The 20,468-nt window shown below is 41.3% G+C and carries 17 protein-coding genes and 1 tRNA gene; 8 read left to right on the top strand and 10 right to left on the bottom strand.

Translation table 11 applies throughout. From position 1 onward, the window contains the following. The first annotated feature begins 100 nt into the window (after positions 1 to 100). A complete protein-coding gene (locus tag FD725_RS09600) occupies positions 101 to 376 on the top strand; it encodes a GlsB/YeaQ/YmgE family stress response membrane protein (RefSeq protein WP_179047915.1) in 276 nt (91 codons plus the stop codon). Positions 377 to 429: 53 nt separating this feature from the next. On the opposite strand, the gene FD725_RS09595 is transcribed toward FD725_RS09600, so the two are convergent. The 5 genes from FD725_RS09595 to FD725_RS09575 form a co-directional block, all read right to left on the bottom strand. Then, positions 430 to 963: a DOMON-like domain-containing protein gene (locus FD725_RS09595; protein ID WP_179047914.1), complete on the bottom strand. Its 534-nt coding sequence runs from the start codon at positions 961 to 963 to the stop codon at positions 430 to 432. Continuing rightward, positions 960 to 2,075 (bottom strand): phosphotransferase enzyme family protein, encoded by a 1,116-nt coding sequence (locus tag FD725_RS09590; RefSeq protein WP_179047913.1) that lies wholly within the window; start codon positions 2,073 to 2,075, stop codon positions 960 to 962. Before FD725_RS09590 ends, FD725_RS09595 begins: the two co-directional genes overlap by 4 nt. 138 nt (positions 2,076 to 2,213) lie before the next feature. After that, the gene (locus FD725_RS09585; protein ID WP_179047912.1) at positions 2,214 to 2,495 is read right to left on the bottom strand and encodes a hypothetical protein; all 282 of its coding nucleotides are present in this window, start codon (positions 2,493 to 2,495) and stop codon (positions 2,214 to 2,216) included. A gap of 121 nt (positions 2,496 to 2,616) precedes the next feature. Beyond that, positions 2,617 to 3,657, bottom strand: coding sequence for an ABC transporter permease (locus tag FD725_RS09580; RefSeq protein ID WP_179051489.1), 1,041 nt, complete (start codon positions 3,655 to 3,657; stop codon positions 2,617 to 2,619). Between the two features lie 105 nt (positions 3,658 to 3,762). Beyond that, a complete protein-coding gene (locus FD725_RS09575) occupies positions 3,763 to 4,281 on the bottom strand; it encodes an adenine phosphoribosyltransferase (RefSeq protein WP_179047911.1) in 519 nt (172 codons plus the stop codon). A gap of 468 nt (positions 4,282 to 4,749) precedes the next feature. Between FD725_RS09575 and FD725_RS09570 the strand changes: the two genes are divergently transcribed. From FD725_RS09570 to FD725_RS09560, 3 genes are all read left to right on the top strand, one after another. Then, positions 4,750 to 5,376, top strand: a complete 627-nt coding sequence (locus FD725_RS09570; protein ID WP_179047910.1) for a DUF3038 domain-containing protein — start codon at positions 4,750 to 4,752, stop codon at positions 5,374 to 5,376. Then, positions 5,373 to 6,809 (top strand): DUF4335 domain-containing protein, encoded by a 1,437-nt coding sequence (locus FD725_RS09565; RefSeq protein WP_179047909.1) that lies wholly within the window; start codon positions 5,373 to 5,375, stop codon positions 6,807 to 6,809. The genes FD725_RS09570 and FD725_RS09565 overlap by 4 nt, the downstream gene beginning before the upstream one ends. Before the next feature lie 193 nt (positions 6,810 to 7,002). Continuing rightward, positions 7,003 to 7,635, top strand: coding sequence for a hypothetical protein (locus FD725_RS09560; RefSeq protein WP_179047908.1), 633 nt, complete (start codon positions 7,003 to 7,005; stop codon positions 7,633 to 7,635). A 258-nt stretch (positions 7,636 to 7,893) separates the two neighbouring features. On the opposite strand, the gene FD725_RS09555 is transcribed toward FD725_RS09560, so the two are convergent. Beyond that, positions 7,894 to 9,177, bottom strand: a complete 1,284-nt coding sequence (locus tag FD725_RS09555) for a GAF domain-containing sensor histidine kinase (RefSeq protein ID WP_256871883.1) — start codon at positions 9,175 to 9,177, stop codon at positions 7,894 to 7,896. Between the two features lie 347 nt (positions 9,178 to 9,524). On the opposite strand from FD725_RS09555, the gene FD725_RS09550 reads away from it, so the two are divergent. Beyond that, positions 9,525 to 10,037, top strand: a complete 513-nt coding sequence (locus FD725_RS09550) for a DM13 domain-containing protein (protein WP_179047907.1) — start codon at positions 9,525 to 9,527, stop codon at positions 10,035 to 10,037. Positions 10,038 to 10,162: 125 nt separating this feature from the next. Here FD725_RS09550 and FD725_RS09545 read toward each other — a convergent pair whose 3' ends face one another. Continuing rightward, entirely contained in the window at positions 10,163 to 10,660 is a 498-nt protein-coding gene (locus FD725_RS09545) for a hypothetical protein (protein ID WP_179047906.1), read from the bottom strand. Between the two features lie 811 nt (positions 10,661 to 11,471). On the opposite strand from FD725_RS09545, the gene FD725_RS09540 reads away from it, so the two are divergent. The 3 genes from FD725_RS09540 to FD725_RS09530 are packed head-to-tail and all read left to right on the top strand — an operon-like array spanning position 11,472 to position 13,125. Beyond that, the gene (locus FD725_RS09540; RefSeq protein ID WP_179047905.1) at positions 11,472 to 12,155 is read left to right on the top strand and encodes a response regulator transcription factor; all 684 of its coding nucleotides are present in this window, start codon (positions 11,472 to 11,474) and stop codon (positions 12,153 to 12,155) included. A gap of 54 nt (positions 12,156 to 12,209) precedes the next feature. Then, the gene (locus tag FD725_RS09535; protein ID WP_179047904.1) at positions 12,210 to 12,668 is read left to right on the top strand and encodes a DUF29 domain-containing protein; all 459 of its coding nucleotides are present in this window, start codon (positions 12,210 to 12,212) and stop codon (positions 12,666 to 12,668) included. Further along, the gene (locus FD725_RS09530) at positions 12,658 to 13,125 is read left to right on the top strand and encodes a DUF29 domain-containing protein (protein ID WP_179047903.1); all 468 of its coding nucleotides are present in this window, start codon (positions 12,658 to 12,660) and stop codon (positions 13,123 to 13,125) included. The genes FD725_RS09535 and FD725_RS09530 overlap by 11 nt, the downstream gene beginning before the upstream one ends. 85 nt (positions 13,126 to 13,210) lie before the next feature. Here the strand turns inward: FD725_RS09530 and FD725_RS09525 are convergent, their stop codons facing one another. From FD725_RS09525 to FD725_RS09515, 3 genes are all read right to left on the bottom strand, one after another. Then, the gene (locus FD725_RS09525) at positions 13,211 to 18,286 is read right to left on the bottom strand and encodes a PAS domain S-box protein (protein ID WP_179047902.1); all 5,076 of its coding nucleotides are present in this window, start codon (positions 18,284 to 18,286) and stop codon (positions 13,211 to 13,213) included. A 533-nt stretch (positions 18,287 to 18,819) separates the two neighbouring features. Beyond that, positions 18,820 to 18,893, bottom strand: a tRNA-Val gene (locus FD725_RS09520). 54 nt (positions 18,894 to 18,947) lie between these two features. After that, a complete protein-coding gene (locus FD725_RS09515) occupies positions 18,948 to 20,444 on the bottom strand; it encodes a hypothetical protein (protein WP_179047901.1) in 1,497 nt (498 codons plus the stop codon). Positions 20,445 to 20,468: the final 24 nt, after the last annotated feature.

Raw genomic sequence — 20,468 nt, 5'->3', positions numbered from 1 at the left:
AGTCCTATAGCAACCTAGATTTTATACCTATCTCTTCTGGTAGAAGGAAAAATTGAGAAAAATTCATAAATTACAGGTAAGTCTTTTACTTAGTTAAATTATGAATATTATTGCTTGGATTGTGCTTGGTCTGATAGCTGGAGCGATCGCTAAAGCTATTTATCCTGGTCGTCAAGGTGGTGGTATTTTGGCGACTATGATTTTAGGCATCATTGGTGCTTTAATTGGTGGAACTATAGTTGTCCTTTTAGAGACAGGAAGATTACAATTAACAGCCGCAAGCTTGAGTATTCCTGGTATAATTATCGCTATCATCGGGGCTATAGTGGCTATATTTTTGTGGAATTTAATCACTAGCCGTTCCAATACCTATTAGTCAGCAGAGAGTGGGGAATAGGTAACAGAAAAGAAGGTGAGCATGATTAACTGTTACAACTCAATTAAAAAACTCTCTCGCAGATGAAAATCAGCTTCTACACCTTTGTGAACCAAAGCCCAGTAACTTACTTGGTTTTCTTGGTGCTTAATTACAGTAGTAATTGCCACATCCAATGTTTGTTCAACGGCGATAATTTCACTTAAATCGATACTTATCTCCAGAATTAAATTATCTACCTGTTGGACAACGCTAAAGGGTAGTGTTGTCCAAGCTGTTTCCTCTTGCATCCCTTGACGATAGCTATCAAAGCGGTAGATATTCCAATGTCCCCCAGGGGAAAGGTTAAATTCCCAATATTTTTGTGTATTTTTGATACCTAAGAAAAATTCAAAACAGGTATCTTGCCAAAGTTCGTGTTGGCGAGTTGGTGTAGCTGACGGTGGAGAAATAATGATGTCTTGCAAGTTGCCAACAAGATTGTATTTGATGGCAAGTTGCTGATGATTTCGAGTAATATTCCCCGTAATTTTTAAATCAGACGCGGTAGGGGAAAAGGGTTGTAAAGCAAAAGTCTGCTGTTTCATTGCATATCCTGGATGATGCGGCGAATCTGGAGTTCTTGAGATTCGATACTCTCAGTGAGTTTAAACTGAACCAGCGCCCGATATAAGTTATGTTCTGGATATTTGACTTTAAAGTAGACATTGCCAGCTACATAGTCAGCAAAAAATCGCAGTCCTAATTCAAAAGCAATCAGGCGAATGGCATCATACATATATGCGTAGTCATTCTCCGTGAGAAATGCCTGAGCTACCGAGAGATAACCCTGGAGAATTCCCTGACATAAATCTGTATCAAAATAGACGCTTTGCCAGTGTTCTGTTTCCTCTCCAGCAGGGTTACAACCCGATCGCAAACAATCCCCAATATCGTAATGTACTAATCCTGGCTTCACAGTATCGAGATCAATCACGCTCACGGCTTGGTGAGTTGCAGTATCAAACATAACATTATTAATTTTCGGATCGCCGTGCATCAACCGTAAGGGCAGCGTACCCTTAGCTTTGGCATCTTCTAGAATAGGGGCAAAAGTAGTGCGATCGCTCACAAACTGCAAGCAATAATTTAATTCTGGAGATGATTGCACTCTAGTTTTACCTAACACTTCTTGATAGTGCTGTAGATAAAGCGGTGTAATATGAAAACCCGTCAAAGTATCGGCAAGTTTTGCCGGTGGTAAGTCACTGATAAGATTGTGGAACATCCCCAAAGCAAAGCCGATTTCTTGGGCTTGTGCTAAATCTTGCATAGTATCAAAAGACTGGGAACCCTCAATAAAGCTAATTGCTCGCCAAAAGTCACCACCAGTATCTATACAATAGTCTTGACCATCTTCAGTTGATAAAACTCGTGGTACTTCCCAGCGACGGTTAACAGGAGTATGTTGCAAGCGCTGATGCACATGATCTGTGTAGGTACGCATATTCTGCATAATCAGTTGGGGCTGACGAAATACCTGGGTGTTGATGCGTTGCAGAACAAAATACTTTTCTGTGGCACAATCAAGAGTCACCAAGAATGTATCGTTGATATTGCCACTACCAAAAGCTTGAACATGGGTAACTTGACCTTGCAAGGTAAATTTCTCGGCAATAGCAGCGAGATTAACGCTTTGCGTGCTGATAACTTCTGTCATACTGGTTTTTTACCACTCCCCACAAAAATTGCACATCAGGCAATAGGAGACATAGTATAACAGGGGACAGGGGATAGGTGACAGGGGAAAGGCTGGCAAGTTTGTGAGTGTCTAGATTTCATCCTCAGTTTATTTTGCTTAATTATGCTGTAAAAACTCTACAGAGGGTATTAAGGGATCTGTCACAATTGCCACACCAATAAAACCCCAGCGTTGGAGTAAGCTACTCAATTGTGTACCAGGAATTGATTCTATGGTAAAGCGATTTGCCACGTCTGCGGCATGGGTATTGAGATAGCTTAAAGCATCAAAATTTTCTCGAAATAGTAATAAATACCCTGTTGTTTCCTCATGAGGACGTGCTGTCAAATAACGACCATCTGCTTTAGAACGTATGAGGTAGTGGACTTGTGAGAGCATGAGAGGGGGAGTAGTGAGTGCTGAGTAGTGAGTGCTGTTAGCGGTAGCGGGGCGTTTAGCCCGTGCTGAGTGCTGAGTGGGGAGTGCTGAGTAGTGAGTGCTGAGTGGGGAGTATTACGAATTATGAATCTAAACGAATGCGTGGATCGGCTACCTTGAGTAATAGGTCTGCCAGTAGATTGCCGACATTGAGTAATACGGCACTCATGACTAGACTAGCCATAACTAAATACTGGTCTTTAGCGATGACGGCTTGTAAGGTTAATCTGCCTAAACCAGGCCAATTGAAGAATTGTTCTGCGATGAATGCACCACCTAATAAACCTGCTAACTCAAATCCTAACAGAGTAATTAAGGGGTTAATAGCGTTGCGGAGAGCGTGGACGTAAATGACGCGATTTTCTGGGAGTCCTTTAGCACGTGCTGTTTGGATGTAATCTTGGCGTAACACATCTAATAATTCTCCGCGAGTGATACGCTGTAAGCCAGCAAAACTAGTGATACTCAAGGCAATGGTGGGTAAAATCATATGCCAGCCGACATCGATAATTTTACCAAACCAAGATAAATCAGCGTGATCGATGCTAGTCATACCGCCTACAGGAAACAGAGGTGAGGTGACTTGAGCTATTACTAGTAGAAATAGAACTGTAATGAAACTGGGGAAACCTTGTGCGGTGTAGCTAATAACTTGTAAAATCCTGTCGGTGGCCCGGTTTTGCTTGACAGCCGCCACAATACCTAGAGGAATAGCGATCGCCCATGTTACGATCAGAGAGGCGATCGCTAAAATTAAAGTTGCTGGGATTCTTTCCCACAACAGAGAACCCACTGAACGCTGATAAACAAAACTTGTACCAAAATCTCCTTTAGTAATAATCCGCGACAGCCATAACCAAAACTGTTCCAACCAAGTCTTATCTAAACCAAACTGTCTCCTAATTTCCTCAATTCGTTCTGGGGAAATTTTCGGGTTTTGTCGCAGCGTATCTACATAATCTCCTGGGGATAATTTGATGATGAAAAACGACAACGCTGATGCTAAAAACAAGGTCAATAGCGCCTGCAATGTCCGCTTCACCACATAAATAAAAGTCTCGCTGGTGACTAGCCGAACCAACCAATCCCAACCTGTCTCCCTAGAAAATTTTGTGGATGTCATAGTTTTAGTCAATGGTCAATGGTCAATAGTCAATGGTCAATGGTCAATAGTCAATAGTCAATACATGAAACTCTGGACTTTTGACTTTTGACTCTGGACTTTTGACTAATATTCTATGAGGGAAATAATCGGTACATCGGGTAGATGTTTGCGTCCTTGTAAATCCCGTAGCTCGATGATAAACCCAAACCCCGTTAATTCACAGCCAATCTGCTGGACTAATTTGGCTGTAGCGCTAGCAGTCCCACCGGTGGCAATCAAATCGTCTACAATTAAGACCCTACTACCGGGAGTGAGTGCGTCTTGATGCACTTCCAAGCAGTCAGTACCGTACTCTAATTGATATTCAATGGAGTGAACTGCTGCTGGTAACTTGCCTTTTTTCCGCACAGGAATAAAACCAACATCTAACTTATAAGCTAAAGGCGTACCAAAAATGAAGCCTCGTGACTCCATCCCCACAACATAATCTACCTCTAGATTCGCCTCTATACATTTTTGGGTAAAAAAGTCAATAGTGTAGCGCAAACCTTGGCGATCGCGCAGTAAAGTAGTGATATCCCGAAATAAAATTCCGGGCTTAGGAAAATCAGGGATGTCACGAATGAGAGATTTTAAATCCATAGTGTTGGGAATTGGGGATTGAAGAGCAGAGGAGCAGAGGAGCAGAGGAGCAGAGGAGCAGAGGAGCAGAGGAGCAGAGGAGAATAATTAATGACCACTCAGCACGGGCTAAACGCCCCGCTACCGCTAACAGCACTCACTTACTCACTCCCCATCTCTCTGAAAAATCGTACACTATAATGTCATACGCTTGGATTAATCGCTACTGTTTCGTCATCCATTGACGATGCAGAGAATCTACACCAAGCTAAAGATGGATTCATACCCACAAAATAGGAGAGTAAAATAATGCCCTAAAAAGTACAATTCACGGATAAACTAGCCTGAGAGTGGAACAAGTGAAGTAATGTGTATATCAAATAGTCTTATTACTGCTGGAAGTTTAAGCTTGTTAACTGGCTATCTATCTTAAATTTAGTTTTACTAGTTTCATCTCGTCTATTGAAAATGCACAAGGTATTTTAGAGAATGAATGTTTCTGCAAGCTTAACGCCGTTAAACAGTCCCACACCTCCATCACTGCCGATGATTTTGGACACTTTACCAGATCCAGCGATCGCCGGACAAGGATGTCCAGCTAGAACTAGAGTGCAAATCGACTTAATCTTATTAGCGATTGAGGCTCTAGAACTAGGTGGTTCGGAAGCTATCTTGACTTTTGCCCAAGAGTTAGACTTGAAAGGAATTGTCAAAGATCGGGTAAATTTGTGGCGAATGCGGAGTTCTAACCCCATTCGGCGCGCCCATACTCGTCGCCCTCTGACGGTGATGGAAGCCAAAGCTCTAGTTGTAATCGCTTGTTACATCGCCCGGCGTTTAACAGTAGTAATTCGCCAAATGCTGATGATTTGTCAACAAATGAATGACAAGCAGATTCCCTTAGAACAGAATTTACGCCTCTCTAATTATCTAGAAAGATTTAGAGCGCATTTTAAAAGTAGAATGAATGCCCGCCGATTTGGTGCTTTAGCCTTAAATTCTGATGAAAAATTAGATGAATTGGCGATAAATCTTTTAGGACAGTTATTATTTTGTACTGGCACAGCTGGAATGCAGCGATTTTGGATCAGTCTTTTTGACGGTGAAGTGGAATGAATATTCAACGAAAGTACAGTCTACCTAATTGTACGTTACTCTTAGAAGGTTTAAGTGATGCTAGCCGATCTGCACACTTGCAAGAACTGCGTCCAGAGTTATCGATATTAGTCAATGCCGAATGTTATTTATCTGGACATACTCAGCCTCTGGTGGGAGGAAGAGAATTTTTTGAAAGTTTAGTTAGGGCTGTTAGTGGTTATGCTCAAGAATTTTTGAGCAACGTACCCAACCCCCAAGCTCATAACCAAGATTCCGAGTTAGTAGAATTACAAAAAATTGAGTCTAACCGCTACAGATTAATTGTACATTCGGAAAATGCGCCAGAAGAATTTAATACAAATGCTAACTATAATAAACAACCTATTCAAATAGATTTGAACACAGTCCAATTGTTTGATTTGGTAGAAGCTGTAGATCAGTTTTTCGCTGATACCCAGACTTTACCAGAGCTATCACTGGAATTACAACCAGTGACGAGACGTTATGGTGGTGCAAGTCAAGCAGTACTCAAGCAAGCAGTACCCGCAAGTATTGGTGTTTCTAGTTTAGCTATAGCAGCGATCGCCTTTAGCTTAATTCCTGCACCAGAAATGCGTCCACCACAACCCCAACCAGAGGGGCAAACTAGTTCTAACGCCACACCCACAACTAGTCCTGCTCCCGCCACACCCACACCCACCACCCCAGCGACAACACCCATCGCATCGGCGACACCCACCCCCACAGCCACAACAAAACCCCCTCTCAAAGATATAGAAGCGCTTTTAAATACAGTTAGTGAAATTACTGATCCTTCACAGCTGCGTTCTTTAAATCGGCAAGTTTGGAACCAAATCGATCCTGCCTGGGATAATCGTCAAGCCATCAAACAGGATTTGGTTTATCGTCTTGGTGTAGCAGCTGATGGGGCAATTGTCGGTTACAAAGCAGTTAACCAAGGATCAAACAAAGACATCGATTTAACCCCTCTACCCAACCTGCTTTATAGTCCTGCCAAACGTCCGCCCATTGCCAATGAACCCATCGCCCAATTTAAAGTAGTCTTTACTAATGCAGGTGTTTTGGAAGTTAGTCCTTGGCGGGGATATGCCAGAACTCCAGAGGTAGTTGGCACAAAAATCACCGATACAAATACTGTCAAAGCTTTAAACAAGAAGCTTTATGATACAGTCCGGCAAAATTGGTCTGGGACTCCCACCTTTAATAAAGATTTAAAGTATCGAGTCGCCATCAATAAAGATGGTGTAATCGCTGACTACGAACCTTTAAACCAAGTCGCCTTTGACTATTTCCGCGAAACACCCCTACCCAAAATGTTTCAAGATGGTTCCAACACAGCCACCACCAATAAAGAACCTCTTGCTCACTTCCAGGTTGTTTTTCAGCCTAGTGGCAAATTAGAGGTAGTTCCTTGGCAAGGATATCGGTAATAGATGGTAACCATAGAATGTAGTATCAAATTTAGTAGCTGTCTTAAAAGCCTAGCGATCGAGGATAAAGAAATAGCAAGGGTTTTGTTAAAAATTTCATAAATTTATTTCAGAAGTAATTGTATTCTTGCTGAGAGTAAGTGTATTATTTTGCGTGTTGGCTAGAATATTTACTTAACAAGTAAAGAAATTTATGAAATTAAAACCAAAATATTTGGTTCCATACCTAGCTGCTGCTACTACTGCATCTGTATTGTTAGGAATTACACCTAAGTCAGCATTTGCCGCGTCGCTGACTTGGACATTACAAAATGTCACCTTTAGTGATGGAGGAACGGCTACAGGAACATTTGATTACGATGCAACAACAGGTGTTTACACGAATTGGAATATCAGCGTTAGTGGAGGAGACACACCCAATCTCACAGCTTTTACTTACAATCCTACATCTAGTAATCCCAGCTACTCACCTTCCATTCCATCCCTTGAACTGTCAAGTAATGAACTATCCGATTTTGATACAAATGGTTCGCGGCAACGTCAACTGCGGTTGCCTTTCTTGACACTCTTAACTGATGCTGGAGGTACAATTTCATTAGATAGCTCTAATCTTCCATCTAATCTGATCCCTTTGTTTGGGGCTAAAGGGATTGAATGTTGGAACTGTTTTCCTTTTCGGTTTATCACTGGCGGACAAGTGGTTGCACGTGCTGTTACCCAAGTGCCTGAATCTAATCTAGGTAAATTCACTTTAGTAAGTTTATTGAGTTTAGGTTTGCTGACAAGATATCAGAGTAGAGGCAGAAGGGAAAAGTTAGCTCAATAGAGGGGTTGACAATTCAAAATTCAAAATACCCTACTGGTGTGGCAAGCCTAAAGTAGTTCATTAGGCGTAGGTTGAGTTGAAAGAAGTGAAACCCAACAGAGATCAGAATTTTGGGTTACATAAAGCCTCTACCCAACCTACAATTTTATTGCAACTCTCCGAGTTCTCCTTTGGAGTACCCGTAGGGTATTACGTAGCTTGCTTCTCGCCTTTGGCGAGTATTACGAATTACGTAGGCGCAAGCCTTCCCGTAGGGTATTACAAATTACGAATTAACTTGACACTGACTAGAGTACCTGTCATTGGATTTGACTGAATAGATAATTCCCCATTATGAGCATTGACAATGCGTTTAGTGATAGCCAGTCCTAAACCTGTACCATTAAGCTTTGTGGAGAAGAATGGCTGAGACAACTTTGATAATACTTCTGGGGGAATCGGCTCTCCACCATTGCAGATATTAATACATACTTGGGTTGAAGATGAATTATCTACTTCCCATCTGACAATATCACCTATAGCGATCGCCTCACAAGCATTACGAACAAGATTAATAAACACTTGTTTCAACTTATTTCGATCCCCCAAGATTTTTACCGCAGATGACGTAGGGATAAAATCAATCTGTCGTCCTATGGCTTCTGGCATTTCGCTAATTGACACCAGCAACTCACAAATAAACTCATTCACTTCTAATTCACACAGTTGCAAAACTTGCGGCTTGGCGTAGAGTAAAATTTCACTCAATAAAGACTGCAAACGACTCGCTTCACCTAATGCTAGAGATAATCGCTCTTGTGCCGCTTGACTCAAAATTGTTTTTTGAAAATACTTTAATCCCATCATGATTGTAGTGAGAGGATTGCGAATCTCATGGACAATCATGGCAGCAAATTCGCCAATTGCTGCTAATCTTTCTTGTTCTACTAACTTAGCTTGTGCTGCTTGCAATTCTGCTGTTCGTTTGGCAACTTCTTCCTCTAGCAGTTGATTAAATTGGCATTGTTGTTGATAAAGATGATAATGATCAATCGCAGTTGCAGCTCGTTCTCCAAATAATTCGACAATTTGAATTTCTTCTTTGGTAAACTCCCGTGCTTGGCGATGAAAAGAACAAATAGTGCCAAATACTTCGCCATCAGTTGTTTGCAAAGGTATCCCCAGATATGCTCGATAACCAGGGGCAGGTTTACCGTACTCTGGATTAGCAACAGCATCTTTAACTGCTAATGTCCGGCCAATTTGGATAACTGTAGCGATTAACAAACCATGCAAAGCATAGATACGGGGGGTATCTTCTCCCATTTCCAGACTACTTGCGAGGATAGTTTCAAACCCCTGTTGGCAGAAAGTAACAACTGTCCAATCTACTTCGATAAGTTCACTGACTCCGCAAGCAATGTTATGCAAATAGCTACCCAGTTCACCAGTTCGATAGTTTAACGAAGATAACCGGACTATGATTTGGCGCTCACGCTGCAACTGTTGATTTTGCCACAACATTTCCTCATCACTGGCTTTGCTTATGGATGTCTGTTGCATGGTGTATCAATCAAAATAATTGCTAACAGTTAAATCTTTGGCTGCTTTGCTCAATAAATGCAGATATTTGGATTTATTGATTTGGAGGTTATTCTAATGGATAAATGCGGGTTTATTTACCACGAAATTATAAATTTTTACTTAAAGCAATCTAAGTTTACAGAATAATTGCGAAAACTGAGATTTTGCTGAGAAAATCATGAGATATTTCTCAAGAAAATCTTATATTTTCAACTATTAATCATTAGATAAGCATAATTTTTCATCTAATAATTCCAGCCATAATCCATTTAAGACTTTAAGTTAAAAGCTGGATTACTGATTGATATCTTGAGGAATAATTCTCGATGAAAGTAAGACATATATTGATGCTGGGATTGTCTTCTCTTGTGATGATTAGTTGTGTGCAGGAATTGCAAAATACTCAGTTAATGGAAAAGGCTGTAGCTATAGATAAGCCTGCAAACATAATATCAAGGCAGGCAACATCTCTAGCTATGGCAAATATGAGCAAGTCAGGGAATTTTATTTCTGGAGAACATCCAACTGAAGGAGTAGTTAGTTTAATTACCAAAAATGGTAAATCATTATTAGAGTTTGAGCAGACATTTAAAACTTCTGCATCTGGCCCTGATTTGGTGATAGTTTTGCATCGATCTGATAATGTCATTGCTTCGACTAAACCACCTGCTTATCCCTTAAAAAAGGGAGACTATATAATTATTGCTCCCTTAAAAAAATATCGTGGCACTCAGACTTATACCCTCCCAAATAACATTAACTTAGCAGAATATAAATCTGTAGCTATTTGGTGTCGTAAGTTTAACGCTACTTTTGGTGCAGCTAATTTAAGCCAATAAAAATTCACCAACAACTCAAATATTTACCCTAGCGATCGCTATAAATTGCTATTAATAAATTCAAATACCCGAATTCTCCATGAAGTCGGGTATTTAAGACTGGTTATTTGGAAAAATAACAACACCTAATTTTTATCAGGGAGGTCAATTCTAGCAGTTCCCACGGGGATTTCTCCAGCTAATCCCACCCTTTTTGCCATGACTCCATAGAGGAGGATCTTCTCTAGTGGTACTCTTGTTTTCACACCAGTAAATAGCACTTCTACAGACTCACCTGGATTAACAGGCTCATTAAAATTAATAGATACAATTTCTTTGCCAACATCTATTTGGGCTGCAATATCTTTACCAAATTTATCTCTAATCCTCACACCATTAAAGCGTTCCATTTGGCTAGGTATAGAAATCATCAGGTCTTGTAGAGACATTCCCACAACTGCGACTCTAATGAAATGAGTATTATTTCTGACACCAGAATCAGTAATATGAGGAACTTGATAGTTGATTACTGTTTGAACTGGTGGTTTCGCATCTAGCTGGGCATAATTTATAGGTGCAGCTATTGCCGCAGATGCTGTAGTCAGTATGAAAATAGATAAACTACCACAAATTAATCTTTGCATAATTAATCCTTAACTCTCGCTTGTGAGTGAATCAATGCTGTGACATTTTGCGACTGCCTGTATTGATATAGATTGACTCATCACTATGAAAAGAGGCTGATTAATAAATTAGATTATTCTGAATTTTTCTAGATAATATCCTCATCTATAGTAATCCGATTTGATTGCTGAATCACTCGTAGAGGTAAGGAACTAGGGACTGGGGACTGGGGATTGGGAAGAAAGAATAAAGGTGTATTGAATTTTGTATGCGTAGCCTGCGCTTACGCATACAAAACTCAAATATGAGTCCTATATATAACAATATATTGCCAATAGTTAAAATGATAAAACTGAAACTGTTATCTTAAAGGGTGTTTGAAAAGTCGAAAAGTATACTAGAAAACCCTCTCCAAACCTCTCCCCGAAACGGAGAGAGGCTTTGAAACTCTTATTTTCTTGTTCCCCTTCCCTACTAGGGAAGGGGTTAGGGGTGAGGTTTTTCAGATTTTGGTGTCACGCACGATACTTTTCAAACATCCTCTTAAGAGATTATCTCGTCAAGCATTTAGAGCCTATTGATAAAGTAAATATTAAGGTAGGGTGTGTTACAAATCAGTTAACAGTTATCAGTTACCAGTTATCAGTTACCAGTTAATAAACACTGTTCACTGTTCACTGTTCACTGTTTACGCACCATGTTTCTCAGTGCGCTAAACGTTGCCATAACGCACCAGAAAATTTAAGGTTTACTTTATAAATTACCTCTTAATATCTTCATTATTTAATGTTGCCTGAATTCAAAAGTAATTAGCTAATTCTCACAAATTATATGACAGCAAATATTCTGTTAGTTGAAGATGAAGTCAAATTAGCGCGATTTGTCGAATTGGAACTGAGTAGCGAAGGCTACAAAGTCAGCGTAGCCCATGACGGTATTACTGGTTTGACCTTAGCACGGGAGTCGTCACCAGATTTAGCCATTCTTGACTGGATGTTACCAGGACTCACGGGTTTAGAACTTTGTCGTCGCTTGCGTGCAACAGGTAACAAAGTGCCAGTAATTTTGTTGACAGCCAAAGATGAAGTAAGCGATCGCGTGGCAGGATTAGATGCAGGAGCTGATGATTATGTAGTGAAACCCTTCAGCATCGAAGAACTCCTGGCCAGAATTCGCGCCCATCTCCGCCGCACCCAAGAAACAGACCAAGACGTGTTACAGTTTGAAGACTTGAGTTTAAATCGCCGCACCCGTGAAGTATTTCGCGGTAAACGGGGAATTGAGCTAACCGCAAAAGAATTTGATTTACTAGAATATCTCCTTGGTCATCCGCGACAAGTATTTACTAGAGAGCAAATTCTCGAAAAAGTTTGGGGTTACGACTTCATGGGTGATTCTAATATTATTGAGGTCTATATTCGCTACCTCCGCCTCAAATTGGAAGAAAATAACGAGAGTCGCCTAATTCATACAGTGCGTGGTGTTGGTTATGCTTTGCGGGAGCATTCCTCGTAAGTTGAGTCTCTCAACATTGGGTTAAACTATGGCTAAAGCATTCTCAAGTTTTTTATGACTCAATCACCAGTAAAAACTCTTTATACAATAGACTTTGCATTATGGATTGAGCAGACTGTCAATAGCTTAAAATCCCAAGAATATAGCAATGTAGACTGGGAAAACTTAATTGAAGAGATAGAAGGATTGGGGAGGAGAGATAGACGAGAATTAGAAAGTCGTTTGACAACTTTATTTGAACACGCCTTAAAACGTAATTATGTCAATTTACCAGAGTGTTATGGCGGTTGGGAAGCAAGCATTAGCTGTACACAACAGGAATTAAGTCGTATTCTGCGAGATTCCCCCAGTCTAGGTAATTATTTTTTAACTATGTGCGATGAATGTTATCAAAATGCTTATAAAAATATGAGTAAGGAATATGAAACGAAATTTCCTAATAATTGTCCTTTTGCTCATGATGTAGAAACATTATTGCAACAAACCGGAGTTAATCTCAAGAATGTCCAATAACCTATACGATCGCGATTTGCAATCTTGGATCGAGCAAACGATTCAACAGTTACAAAATCGTGAATTTGATTCCCTCGATATTGAGCATTTGATTGAGGAGCTAGTTGATTTGGGTAAGGCTGAGAAAAATGCTTTAAAGAGCAATTTGACTATTTTGTTGACGCATTTACTCAAGTTAATGGTGCAACATGATGTACCGGATATGATGAAAGGAAGTTGGTATAGTTCGGTACTGGAACATCGTCAACGAGTTTTGAATAATTTGTCAGATACTCCTTCTCTCAAAAGTTTTTTGCCAGAAGCAATAGAAAAAGCTTATCCTGATGGTCGCAAGCTGGCGATAAAAGAAAGTAAGCTAGCCAAATTTGGGGTTCGTGTCCCACAGGAAAGTGAATATCCACTGGTTTGTCCTTTTTCGGTTGAGCAGATTTTAGATGAGGATTTCTACGGGCTGTAATCGCTTCAGCTAACAAACAAACCGGATCAAAGTAGAGACGTTGCATTGCAACGTCTCTACTGTTCACATTTAAGGGAAATTGGTATCATGTACGACGATCGCCTAAAATTTGTACAATTGCCTGGGCTAAATCGGCTGGATCTGCTGGCTTGGGGATATGTTTTTGAAAACCTGCATTTAGGGCTTGATTTTGATCGATTTCTCCAGCATAGGCGGTGAGAGCGATCGCAGGAATTTGTCCACCTTGTTCTGGTGTCCATGTTCTGATTTGCCGGAGTAACATATAACCATCCATTTCTGGCATACCGATATCGCTCAGTAGGATATCATGCTTGGTTTGGGCTAAAATTTCTAGTACTTCTGTTGCCGATGCTGCTGTTGTGACTGTTGCCCCACATTGTTCTAGGGCAAAGCTGAAAAACTCTCTGACATCAGCTTGATCATCTACCAGTAAAATGTTTACCCCAGTTAATAGGGAGTCTGGTAACTCAGATGTGGTAGTGCTTGCTTCCGCACACATCATCAGGTTAGCAGCATTTTTATGTATTGGTAGTCTCACCGTAAAAGTTGCCCCTTGATCTTCTCCTGGACTCTCGGCTTGGACTGTGCCACCGTGGAGTTCTACCAGATGACGGACAATTGCCAATCCTAAGCCTAGACCACCGAATATTCTTGTGGTTTTTGCGTCTGCTTGACGAAAATATTCAAAAACATGGGGTAAAAATTCTGGTGTAATCCCTTTACCTGTGTCAATGACTTGGATTTGCGCTTCTCGTCCTACCTGTTGCAAATATACTTCTACCCGTCCTTCGGATGGGGTAAACTTAACGGCATTCGAGAGCAAATTCCAGACTACTTGTTGTAAGCGATCGCCATCACCCATGACTTGTCCGACAGCATCAGAGAGGAATGTCTGCACTGTGATCGATTTGGCTTCGGCGGCTAGGCGTACCGTTTCTAATGCGGCGTTAATTGTAGTTTTTAAATCCACTGCACAGATGTTGAGATGCAACTTACCGCGTAAAATCCGGGAAACATCCAGCAAATCATCTATGAGTTGAGTTTGTAACTTGGCGTTGCGTTCAATAGTTTCTAGGGCTTGGTTGACTGTGGATTCGTTATACTTGCGGGTGCGGAGTAACTTGGCCCAACCCATGATGGGATTAAGGGGTGTCCGCAGTTCATGGGAAAGGACGGTGAGGAATTCATCTTTGATGCGGTTGGCTGATTCGGCGGCGGCGCGGGCATTCTTTTCGGCTTCGTAAAGTTGGGCGCGAGCGATCGCCTGAGCGCATTGTTGCCCCAATGTCAACATAAATTTTTGTTCTTCCTCATTAAATGTTTGGGCTGTGGCAAAGCTTAAACCCAAAACACCAATTGTCTGCTGCTTGACGATCAGAGGAATACAAGCAAAGGCACAATTACCCGTCTGAGCAGGAATATCGGCAATCGCCGGATATCTCCTCGCCACCATTTCTACATTTGCCAAAAAAATTGCTGTGCCGTTTCTCGCTGTTTCGGCAATCGGTACATTAGCGCTGATAGGGAAACTTGTCCAGTGATCTCTGACAGATTGTGGATAACCGACGGCTTCTAGCATTTGCAGACTATTACCCCCCTCAGTTAACAAAACCACAGAACCAGCACTGGCATCTAGAGCAGCGATGCCTTGCTTAACTACCACACTAGCAACTTGTTGGGGAGTGACAGCTTCTGAGAGGGCGGCTGTGATGCTTTGCAGGCGGACTGTCCGACTCATGGCTAGTTCTGCTGCTTGTTTAGCCTGCTGAGTTTCTTGGTAGAGTCTGGCATTATCAATGGCTGTAGCTGCACGACGGGCAATATCTTCGGCTAAAGCCAAGTCTTGTGGTGTATATTCCCGATGGGAATTTCCGGTGACAAAAGAGATCACGCCGAATATTCGCCCCCGTGAGTAGAGGGGAATCACCATTAGCGATCGCATCTCTAAGTTTTGCAATAATTGTCGATGCTCCTCATTTTCAGCCATTGCTTGTAAGATAGCCTCTGGCAATTGAGGATAAAAAATAGATTGCCCGGCGATGAGTGTGGCGTAGAATGGGTGTTGATCATCAACTTTCGGTGGGTAAGACTGGCGAATTTTGGCTAAAAGTTCCTGGGTTGTGGGGTGAGCAGTGGCGATCGCTATTTGTTTAATTGACCAGTCTGGTTGTAAAATATCCACAACACACCAATCTGCCAGCACAGGCACTGCTAACTTAGCCACATTATTCAAACTAGCTTCATAATCAAAAGAAGCCGCCAGGATAGTACTAGCGGCAACTAAAAAGTTTTGTGTTGCTTCGGCTTGTTGGCGTTCTTGTAAAGCGGCTTGGCGTTCACTAATATCTTCAATAATGCCTAAAGCATACTTGGGATTACCGTCATCATCCCATACTGCCGACGCGGTAATATTCACCCAAACAATACTACCATCTTTGCGGATATAACGTTTTTCTAGAGAGTAACCGTTAATCTCCCGTGCCAAGACTTGCCGAGCATGAACCCAATCAGCATCCAAATCGTCAGGATGGGTAATTTCTCCAAAATTTTTCTGATTTAACTCCTCATAGCTATATCCGGTGATTTCACACAAAGCTGGATTGATTTGCAGGAATTTTCCCTCTAAAGTTACCAGGGTAATGCCCACAGCTGCTTGATCAAACATTGCCCGGAATCTTTCTTCACTTTCTCTGAGGGCAATTTCTGCTCGTTTAGTAGCTGTCACATCTGCCAGGATAATCCCAATACCTACTGTTTCCCCCAAAGCATTGTGAACTGGGTAATAATTTCCCAGCCAGTACCCGTAAGTTCCTGGGTTGCTTGGTATTTCGCCATTAATCTCTAGATTTAATAAGGGGTCACCGGTATCTAACACCCGTTGCATCTGTGCTTCAAACTCATCTGCCATCTGGGGGTGAACTTCCCGAAATTTTTGTCCCAGATGTTCTTCCACACTCAAACCGTTAATATCTGCTAATACCTGATTAATTCTGATATATCGCAAATCCCGATCTAAAAAGCAGATAGCCACAGGTGCAGCAGCTAGTAGTGCATCCAGAAGTGACAAGGACTCGGCATAGTGATTTAATGCCTGATGGATATCTAGATATAGTTGGGCATTTTCTACCGCTAGAGCAGCACGATAGGCAATATCTTTAGCTAAGGCTAAGTCAGCTTGATTGTAACAACGCCCTGATTCTGCGGTAACAAATGTCATACATCCCAATACTTGCTCATGTGCTACCAAGGGTAAAACCATCATAGACTTGATTCCCATCTGCCTTACCAAGTCTAAATGTGCTTGATTGTGAGTAGCTTCTGTCAATAAGGCATCTGAGATTTCTGTAGTTAAGATTGCTTCACTAGTTTGGATGACTTTAGCAATTAAACTAGCGCTCTGAAGATTTGGTGTATATTGCTGGAGTTGACGCGCCCATTCAGCTTTGAGTGGATCTACATGAGCAATGGGTAAACGGCGAATTGTGCCATCTTCCACAACATCGACACAACACCAATCAGCTAATTGTGGTACAGAAATTTTGGCAATTTGCTCTAAGGTTGCCTCATAATCTAGGGAACTAGCAAGTGTACTACTTGTTTTGGCAATATAGCGCAATGCTTCTTCTGCCCGCTTACGTTCTGTAATGTCCAAGACAAAAAAAGCTCCCCGTTCTAAGGTTCCTTCAAAGTGACTACCCCCGATGAAAATTGGCACGCGCGAACCATCTTTACGGATATATTCTTTCTCAAAGGGGATGCAATAATTACTATCTTGAAATTGAGCTATTGCTTGTTCGTCTAATGGCAAATACTCCGGCGGAGTTAAATCTTGCCAACGCACTCTTCCTTCAACTATTTCTTCACGGCTATAGCCGATAATGTGCAGCAAGGCATCATTAGCTTCTGTGATATTGCCATCTCTTTCCCAAAAGCCAATACCAATCATATTAGACTCAACCACACTGCGAAACTTGGCTTCACTCTCCCGTAATGCTTGCGCTGTTTGTTTAAGTTGGGTAATGTCAATGCCAGTAACACCTACACCCAGTAATTCTCCATCTGGAAGGCATACAGGATAGTAGTTGACTAGTCCATGACGATATACGCCTGGTGGATAGGTTTCTCCGCTTACTTCTTGATTAAGTAATGCCTCTCTGGTTTGCATCACTTGATACAGAACAGGCTCCAGTTGTTCAGCCCATACTGGTAGTACTTCTCTAATGGTGCGTCCGATGTGTTGATCTTGTGGTACGCCGTTAGTTATTGCTAATGCTTCATTGGCGTAGACATAGCGCAGTTCTGTATCCAAAAAAGCCAATGCTACTGGTGAACTCCCCACCCAAGCATTGAGCAACGCTAATGATCTATCTTTTTGAGCGATCGCTTGTTGTAGTTTCTGTTGTAGTTTAGCTTTTTCTAGTTCTGCTTGTTTGCGATCAGTAATATTTACCCCTGCACAGGTAATACCTTGGATTTGACCATTGACTTTGAGTGGTTCAATCAACAAATCATAGTACAGAGTTTCTCCTCGTAATTTTATGCCAATCTCTTCACGGGCAGAAACATCATGCTCTATTACTCTTTGCTTAATTGCTGTTAGTTGCTCTGCTATCGTCGCCGGGAATAATTCACTATCAGACTTGCCCAGAATTGCTTCCGCCGTGGCTATACCTTGGGGATTATGAATCCACTGATAACGTAAATCCCGATCCTGCTGAAAAACGGTGATATCTGATCTACTTAATGCCAAGCGAAATCTTTCTTCACTCACTTGGAGCCGATGAAGATTCACCTCATCTCGTCCTTTGACATTTTTTAACTTTTCACACAAGATACTAAAAAGCCATCCTTGTGCAGCAAATAACCCCATTTTTGCTATACTAACTGTGTCTAAAGACAGCTCATACCTTGGTGATAGGAAAAAATAATCACTAAGGAGGGCAGATAAACCAGTGGCGAGTAGCCCCCACTTCAACCCACCATACCAAGCACTCACCATCACAGCACTAAAAAATAGCAAAAAAGGAGTGCCATGCGTTCCCAACCAAGGATCTAACAACAGCATCAGCGTACACGCAAATGCCACAGTCAAGACAACAATTCCAAAACGTAGCAAAGCAGAATTAGGAATATACTCCATGAAAATCTATTGCGACAACCAACACTTGTTGCAGAGCCTGTACATAACCTAAGCTAGTTTGCAAGTTTTAGGAATTTATCTGAAGATAGATTCTTTGACTGGGATGAAAAACCTCTTTTAGTTAGATGTGAACTTTTGATTCTTATAGTAAGTGAGATGGATTTTATCTAAATTTATAGTCAAGATATATCTAGTTCTATAAATATAGAATAAACCTCTTGCACGAATGCAAAACTTGCCCTCATTCCTTACTCGAATTTCTCACGAAATTTATCAAACCGAAGTCCAGAGACTGTAGGGGCGGGTTAACCAGATATTCGTGAATGATTCGCTCCTACCGTTTTGTGAGAAATGCAGGCTTAACCTTACTCATAGAGGAGAAGGAATCATACAAAGGCTGCATTCAGCTGATACTACACAACAACACAACAATATTAATGGTAGTGCAACGTCTCTACTTGATAACAACAATTCATCTCTGACGAGATTAACCTGTCAGAGACGATAAATCATTAGTCACTCTAGATATTTGATGGACGTAACTGGATTCGAACCAGTGACCTCTACGATGTCAACGTAGCGCTCTAACCAACTGAGCTATACGTCCTTAACCACACGATTTATGAATATAGCATACATTTCCAGTAACAGCAAGTTTATGCTAATGTTTCAGTCTTTGTTGTGCCAGGGCTAGGAGTCTTTTACCTTCTGCGTAGGCTGTTGTTCCTGGTTTAATAGTGTTCAGTTGATTGATGATACCTTGTATTTGTCCTTGGAACTGTTGTGGGTCGGTGGGGGGAGACGCGATTAAACTTTGGATTTGCTCATTGGCTTGTTTGAGAAATGATTGTGACTCAATCTCTGCTTGTAGTCGAGTCTCGACAATTCCTAAGTTGGTTTGGTATGTTGCGAGTAACTTCTGTGCTTCTAAATAACCTGGTTCTTCTACACGAATATTTTGCAGTTGGTCTATTGCTGTTGACCACAGTTTAGCGATTTGTTGCCATTGTGTCGCTGTGTGTGGTGGATTTTGAGATGCTTTAGCCGCAGCCAGGGCAAATTGTTTAGCACCTGCAATCATTTTGCTACTATTGGGGTCAACAAGGCTTTGGATTTTGCCTTGGTACATTGCTAATAACTTTTGTGCTTCCAGATAGCGCGGGTTTTCTACAGGAACTTGGTTAATGCGGTTAATTGACTGTCGCCATAATTCCGATGCTGTTTGAGATTGGGTGAGTTTCAGTTTCTCGGCGGCGAGGTCAAATTCTTGAGCAGCTGCAATGAAGTTACCGATACGTGCATTCTCAAAATCGCGTTTATAGGCTTTGAGTTTGCTTTGGGCTGTTTTTGCGGCTAATGTTTGTTGAGGGATTTCTTCTAATTGATCGATTCCGGCTTGCCAAGAAGCGATCGCTTTTTCTCTATCCTGTGAACTAGTAGCCTGTTCATATTGTTGCTTGGCTAATTTTATCGCCATCTCTCCTTGATGGAATGGTGTCAAAGCGTTCTGGTCTTGAAAAACAATAGCCTCTATCCGCGCTGCTTGCTGACGAGCTGCTTCAAATTCATCTAGGGTAAACTTCCAACTACAACCAAATAAACTACAGTACGACTGTGGATAGTATCCCAAAAACCACACAGGTAGATTATCCAGATGTTTTTGTGCTGCTTTGACTTTTTTTGCACCTTCTTCTATGTCAGCTGGACTTGTAGCTCTATTGATTAATTGGTCAGCTTGCTGAAGATTTTTAATTACCCCACGATAATGATAATCCATACTCATATAACTGGGTAACAGCAGTATTGGTGCTACTTTAGCTACAGGACGGCGAATCATGGGATAAGGTAAATTCACTAACCAAACTACCCCAACAGAACCACCCAAGATGATAGTTACCCATTTGATTTTGGCAAAAAGACCAGGTGCTTGATTAGCTTTTGCAGCTTGCTTAAGAACTTTTTCGCTAAATTGTGGATATATATCTATAACTGTGTCTCGTAGTTCATCTATCTGAGCCGGGGAACCTTTTTCTTGACGCAGCTTTTCTAAACGTTTAATGACTATTTCTAACTCAATTCTACTAATTTGGTCTTGACCACTGCATTTTTTAACTTCAGCAAACAATATTTTCCAGGCTCTTTGATTAAGGCGATACATAGATACAGTCTGTTGCTTTTAGTA

This window comes from Nostoc sp. TCL26-01, from assembly GCF_013393945.1.
In the GTDB taxonomy this organism is placed as follows: domain Bacteria; phylum Cyanobacteriota; class Cyanobacteriia; order Cyanobacteriales; family Nostocaceae; genus Trichormus.
The sequence above is the reverse complement of the archived record's forward strand: the minus strand, read 5'-3'. Positions and strand labels throughout refer to the sequence as shown.

Excerpts from the sequence above, each read along its gene's own strand:
- FD725_RS09545 (WP_179047906.1), bottom strand. The coding sequence starts at position 10,660 with ATGCAAAGATTAATTTGTGGTAGTTTATCTATTTTCATACTGACTACA.
- FD725_RS09575 (WP_179047911.1), bottom strand. The coding sequence starts at position 4,281 with ATGGATTTAAAATCTCTCATTCGTGACATCCCTGATTTTCCTAAGCCC.
- FD725_RS09515 (WP_179047901.1), bottom strand. The coding sequence starts at position 20,444 with ATGTATCGCCTTAATCAAAGAGCCTGGAAAATATTGTTTGCTGAAGTT.
- FD725_RS09550 (WP_179047907.1), top strand. The coding sequence starts at position 9,525 with ATGAAAGTAAGACATATATTGATGCTGGGATTGTCTTCTCTTGTGATG.
- FD725_RS09535 (WP_179047904.1), top strand. The coding sequence starts at position 12,210 with ATGACTCAATCACCAGTAAAAACTCTTTATACAATAGACTTTGCATTA.
- FD725_RS09525 (WP_179047902.1), bottom strand. The coding sequence starts at position 18,286 with ATGGAGTATATTCCTAATTCTGCTTTGCTACGTTTTGGAATTGTTGTC.
- FD725_RS09565 (WP_179047909.1), top strand. The coding sequence starts at position 5,373 with ATGAATATTCAACGAAAGTACAGTCTACCTAATTGTACGTTACTCTTA.
- FD725_RS09590 (WP_179047913.1), bottom strand. The coding sequence starts at position 2,075 with ATGACAGAAGTTATCAGCACGCAAAGCGTTAATCTCGCTGCTATTGCC.
- FD725_RS09530 (WP_179047903.1), top strand. The coding sequence starts at position 12,658 with ATGTCCAATAACCTATACGATCGCGATTTGCAATCTTGGATCGAGCAA.
- FD725_RS09555 (WP_256871883.1), bottom strand. The coding sequence starts at position 9,177 with ATGCAACAGACATCCATAAGCAAAGCCAGTGATGAGGAAATGTTGTGG.
- FD725_RS09570 (WP_179047910.1), top strand. The coding sequence starts at position 4,750 with ATGAATGTTTCTGCAAGCTTAACGCCGTTAAACAGTCCCACACCTCCA.
- FD725_RS09580 (WP_179051489.1), bottom strand. The coding sequence starts at position 3,657 with ATGACATCCACAAAATTTTCTAGGGAGACAGGTTGGGATTGGTTGGTT.
- FD725_RS09560 (WP_179047908.1), top strand. The coding sequence starts at position 7,003 with ATGAAATTAAAACCAAAATATTTGGTTCCATACCTAGCTGCTGCTACT.
- FD725_RS09595 (WP_179047914.1), bottom strand. The coding sequence starts at position 963 with ATGAAACAGCAGACTTTTGCTTTACAACCCTTTTCCCCTACCGCGTCT.
- FD725_RS09585 (WP_179047912.1), bottom strand. The coding sequence starts at position 2,495 with ATGCTCTCACAAGTCCACTACCTCATACGTTCTAAAGCAGATGGTCGT.
- FD725_RS09540 (WP_179047905.1), top strand. The coding sequence starts at position 11,472 with ATGACAGCAAATATTCTGTTAGTTGAAGATGAAGTCAAATTAGCGCGA.
- FD725_RS09600 (WP_179047915.1), top strand. The coding sequence starts at position 101 with ATGAATATTATTGCTTGGATTGTGCTTGGTCTGATAGCTGGAGCGATC.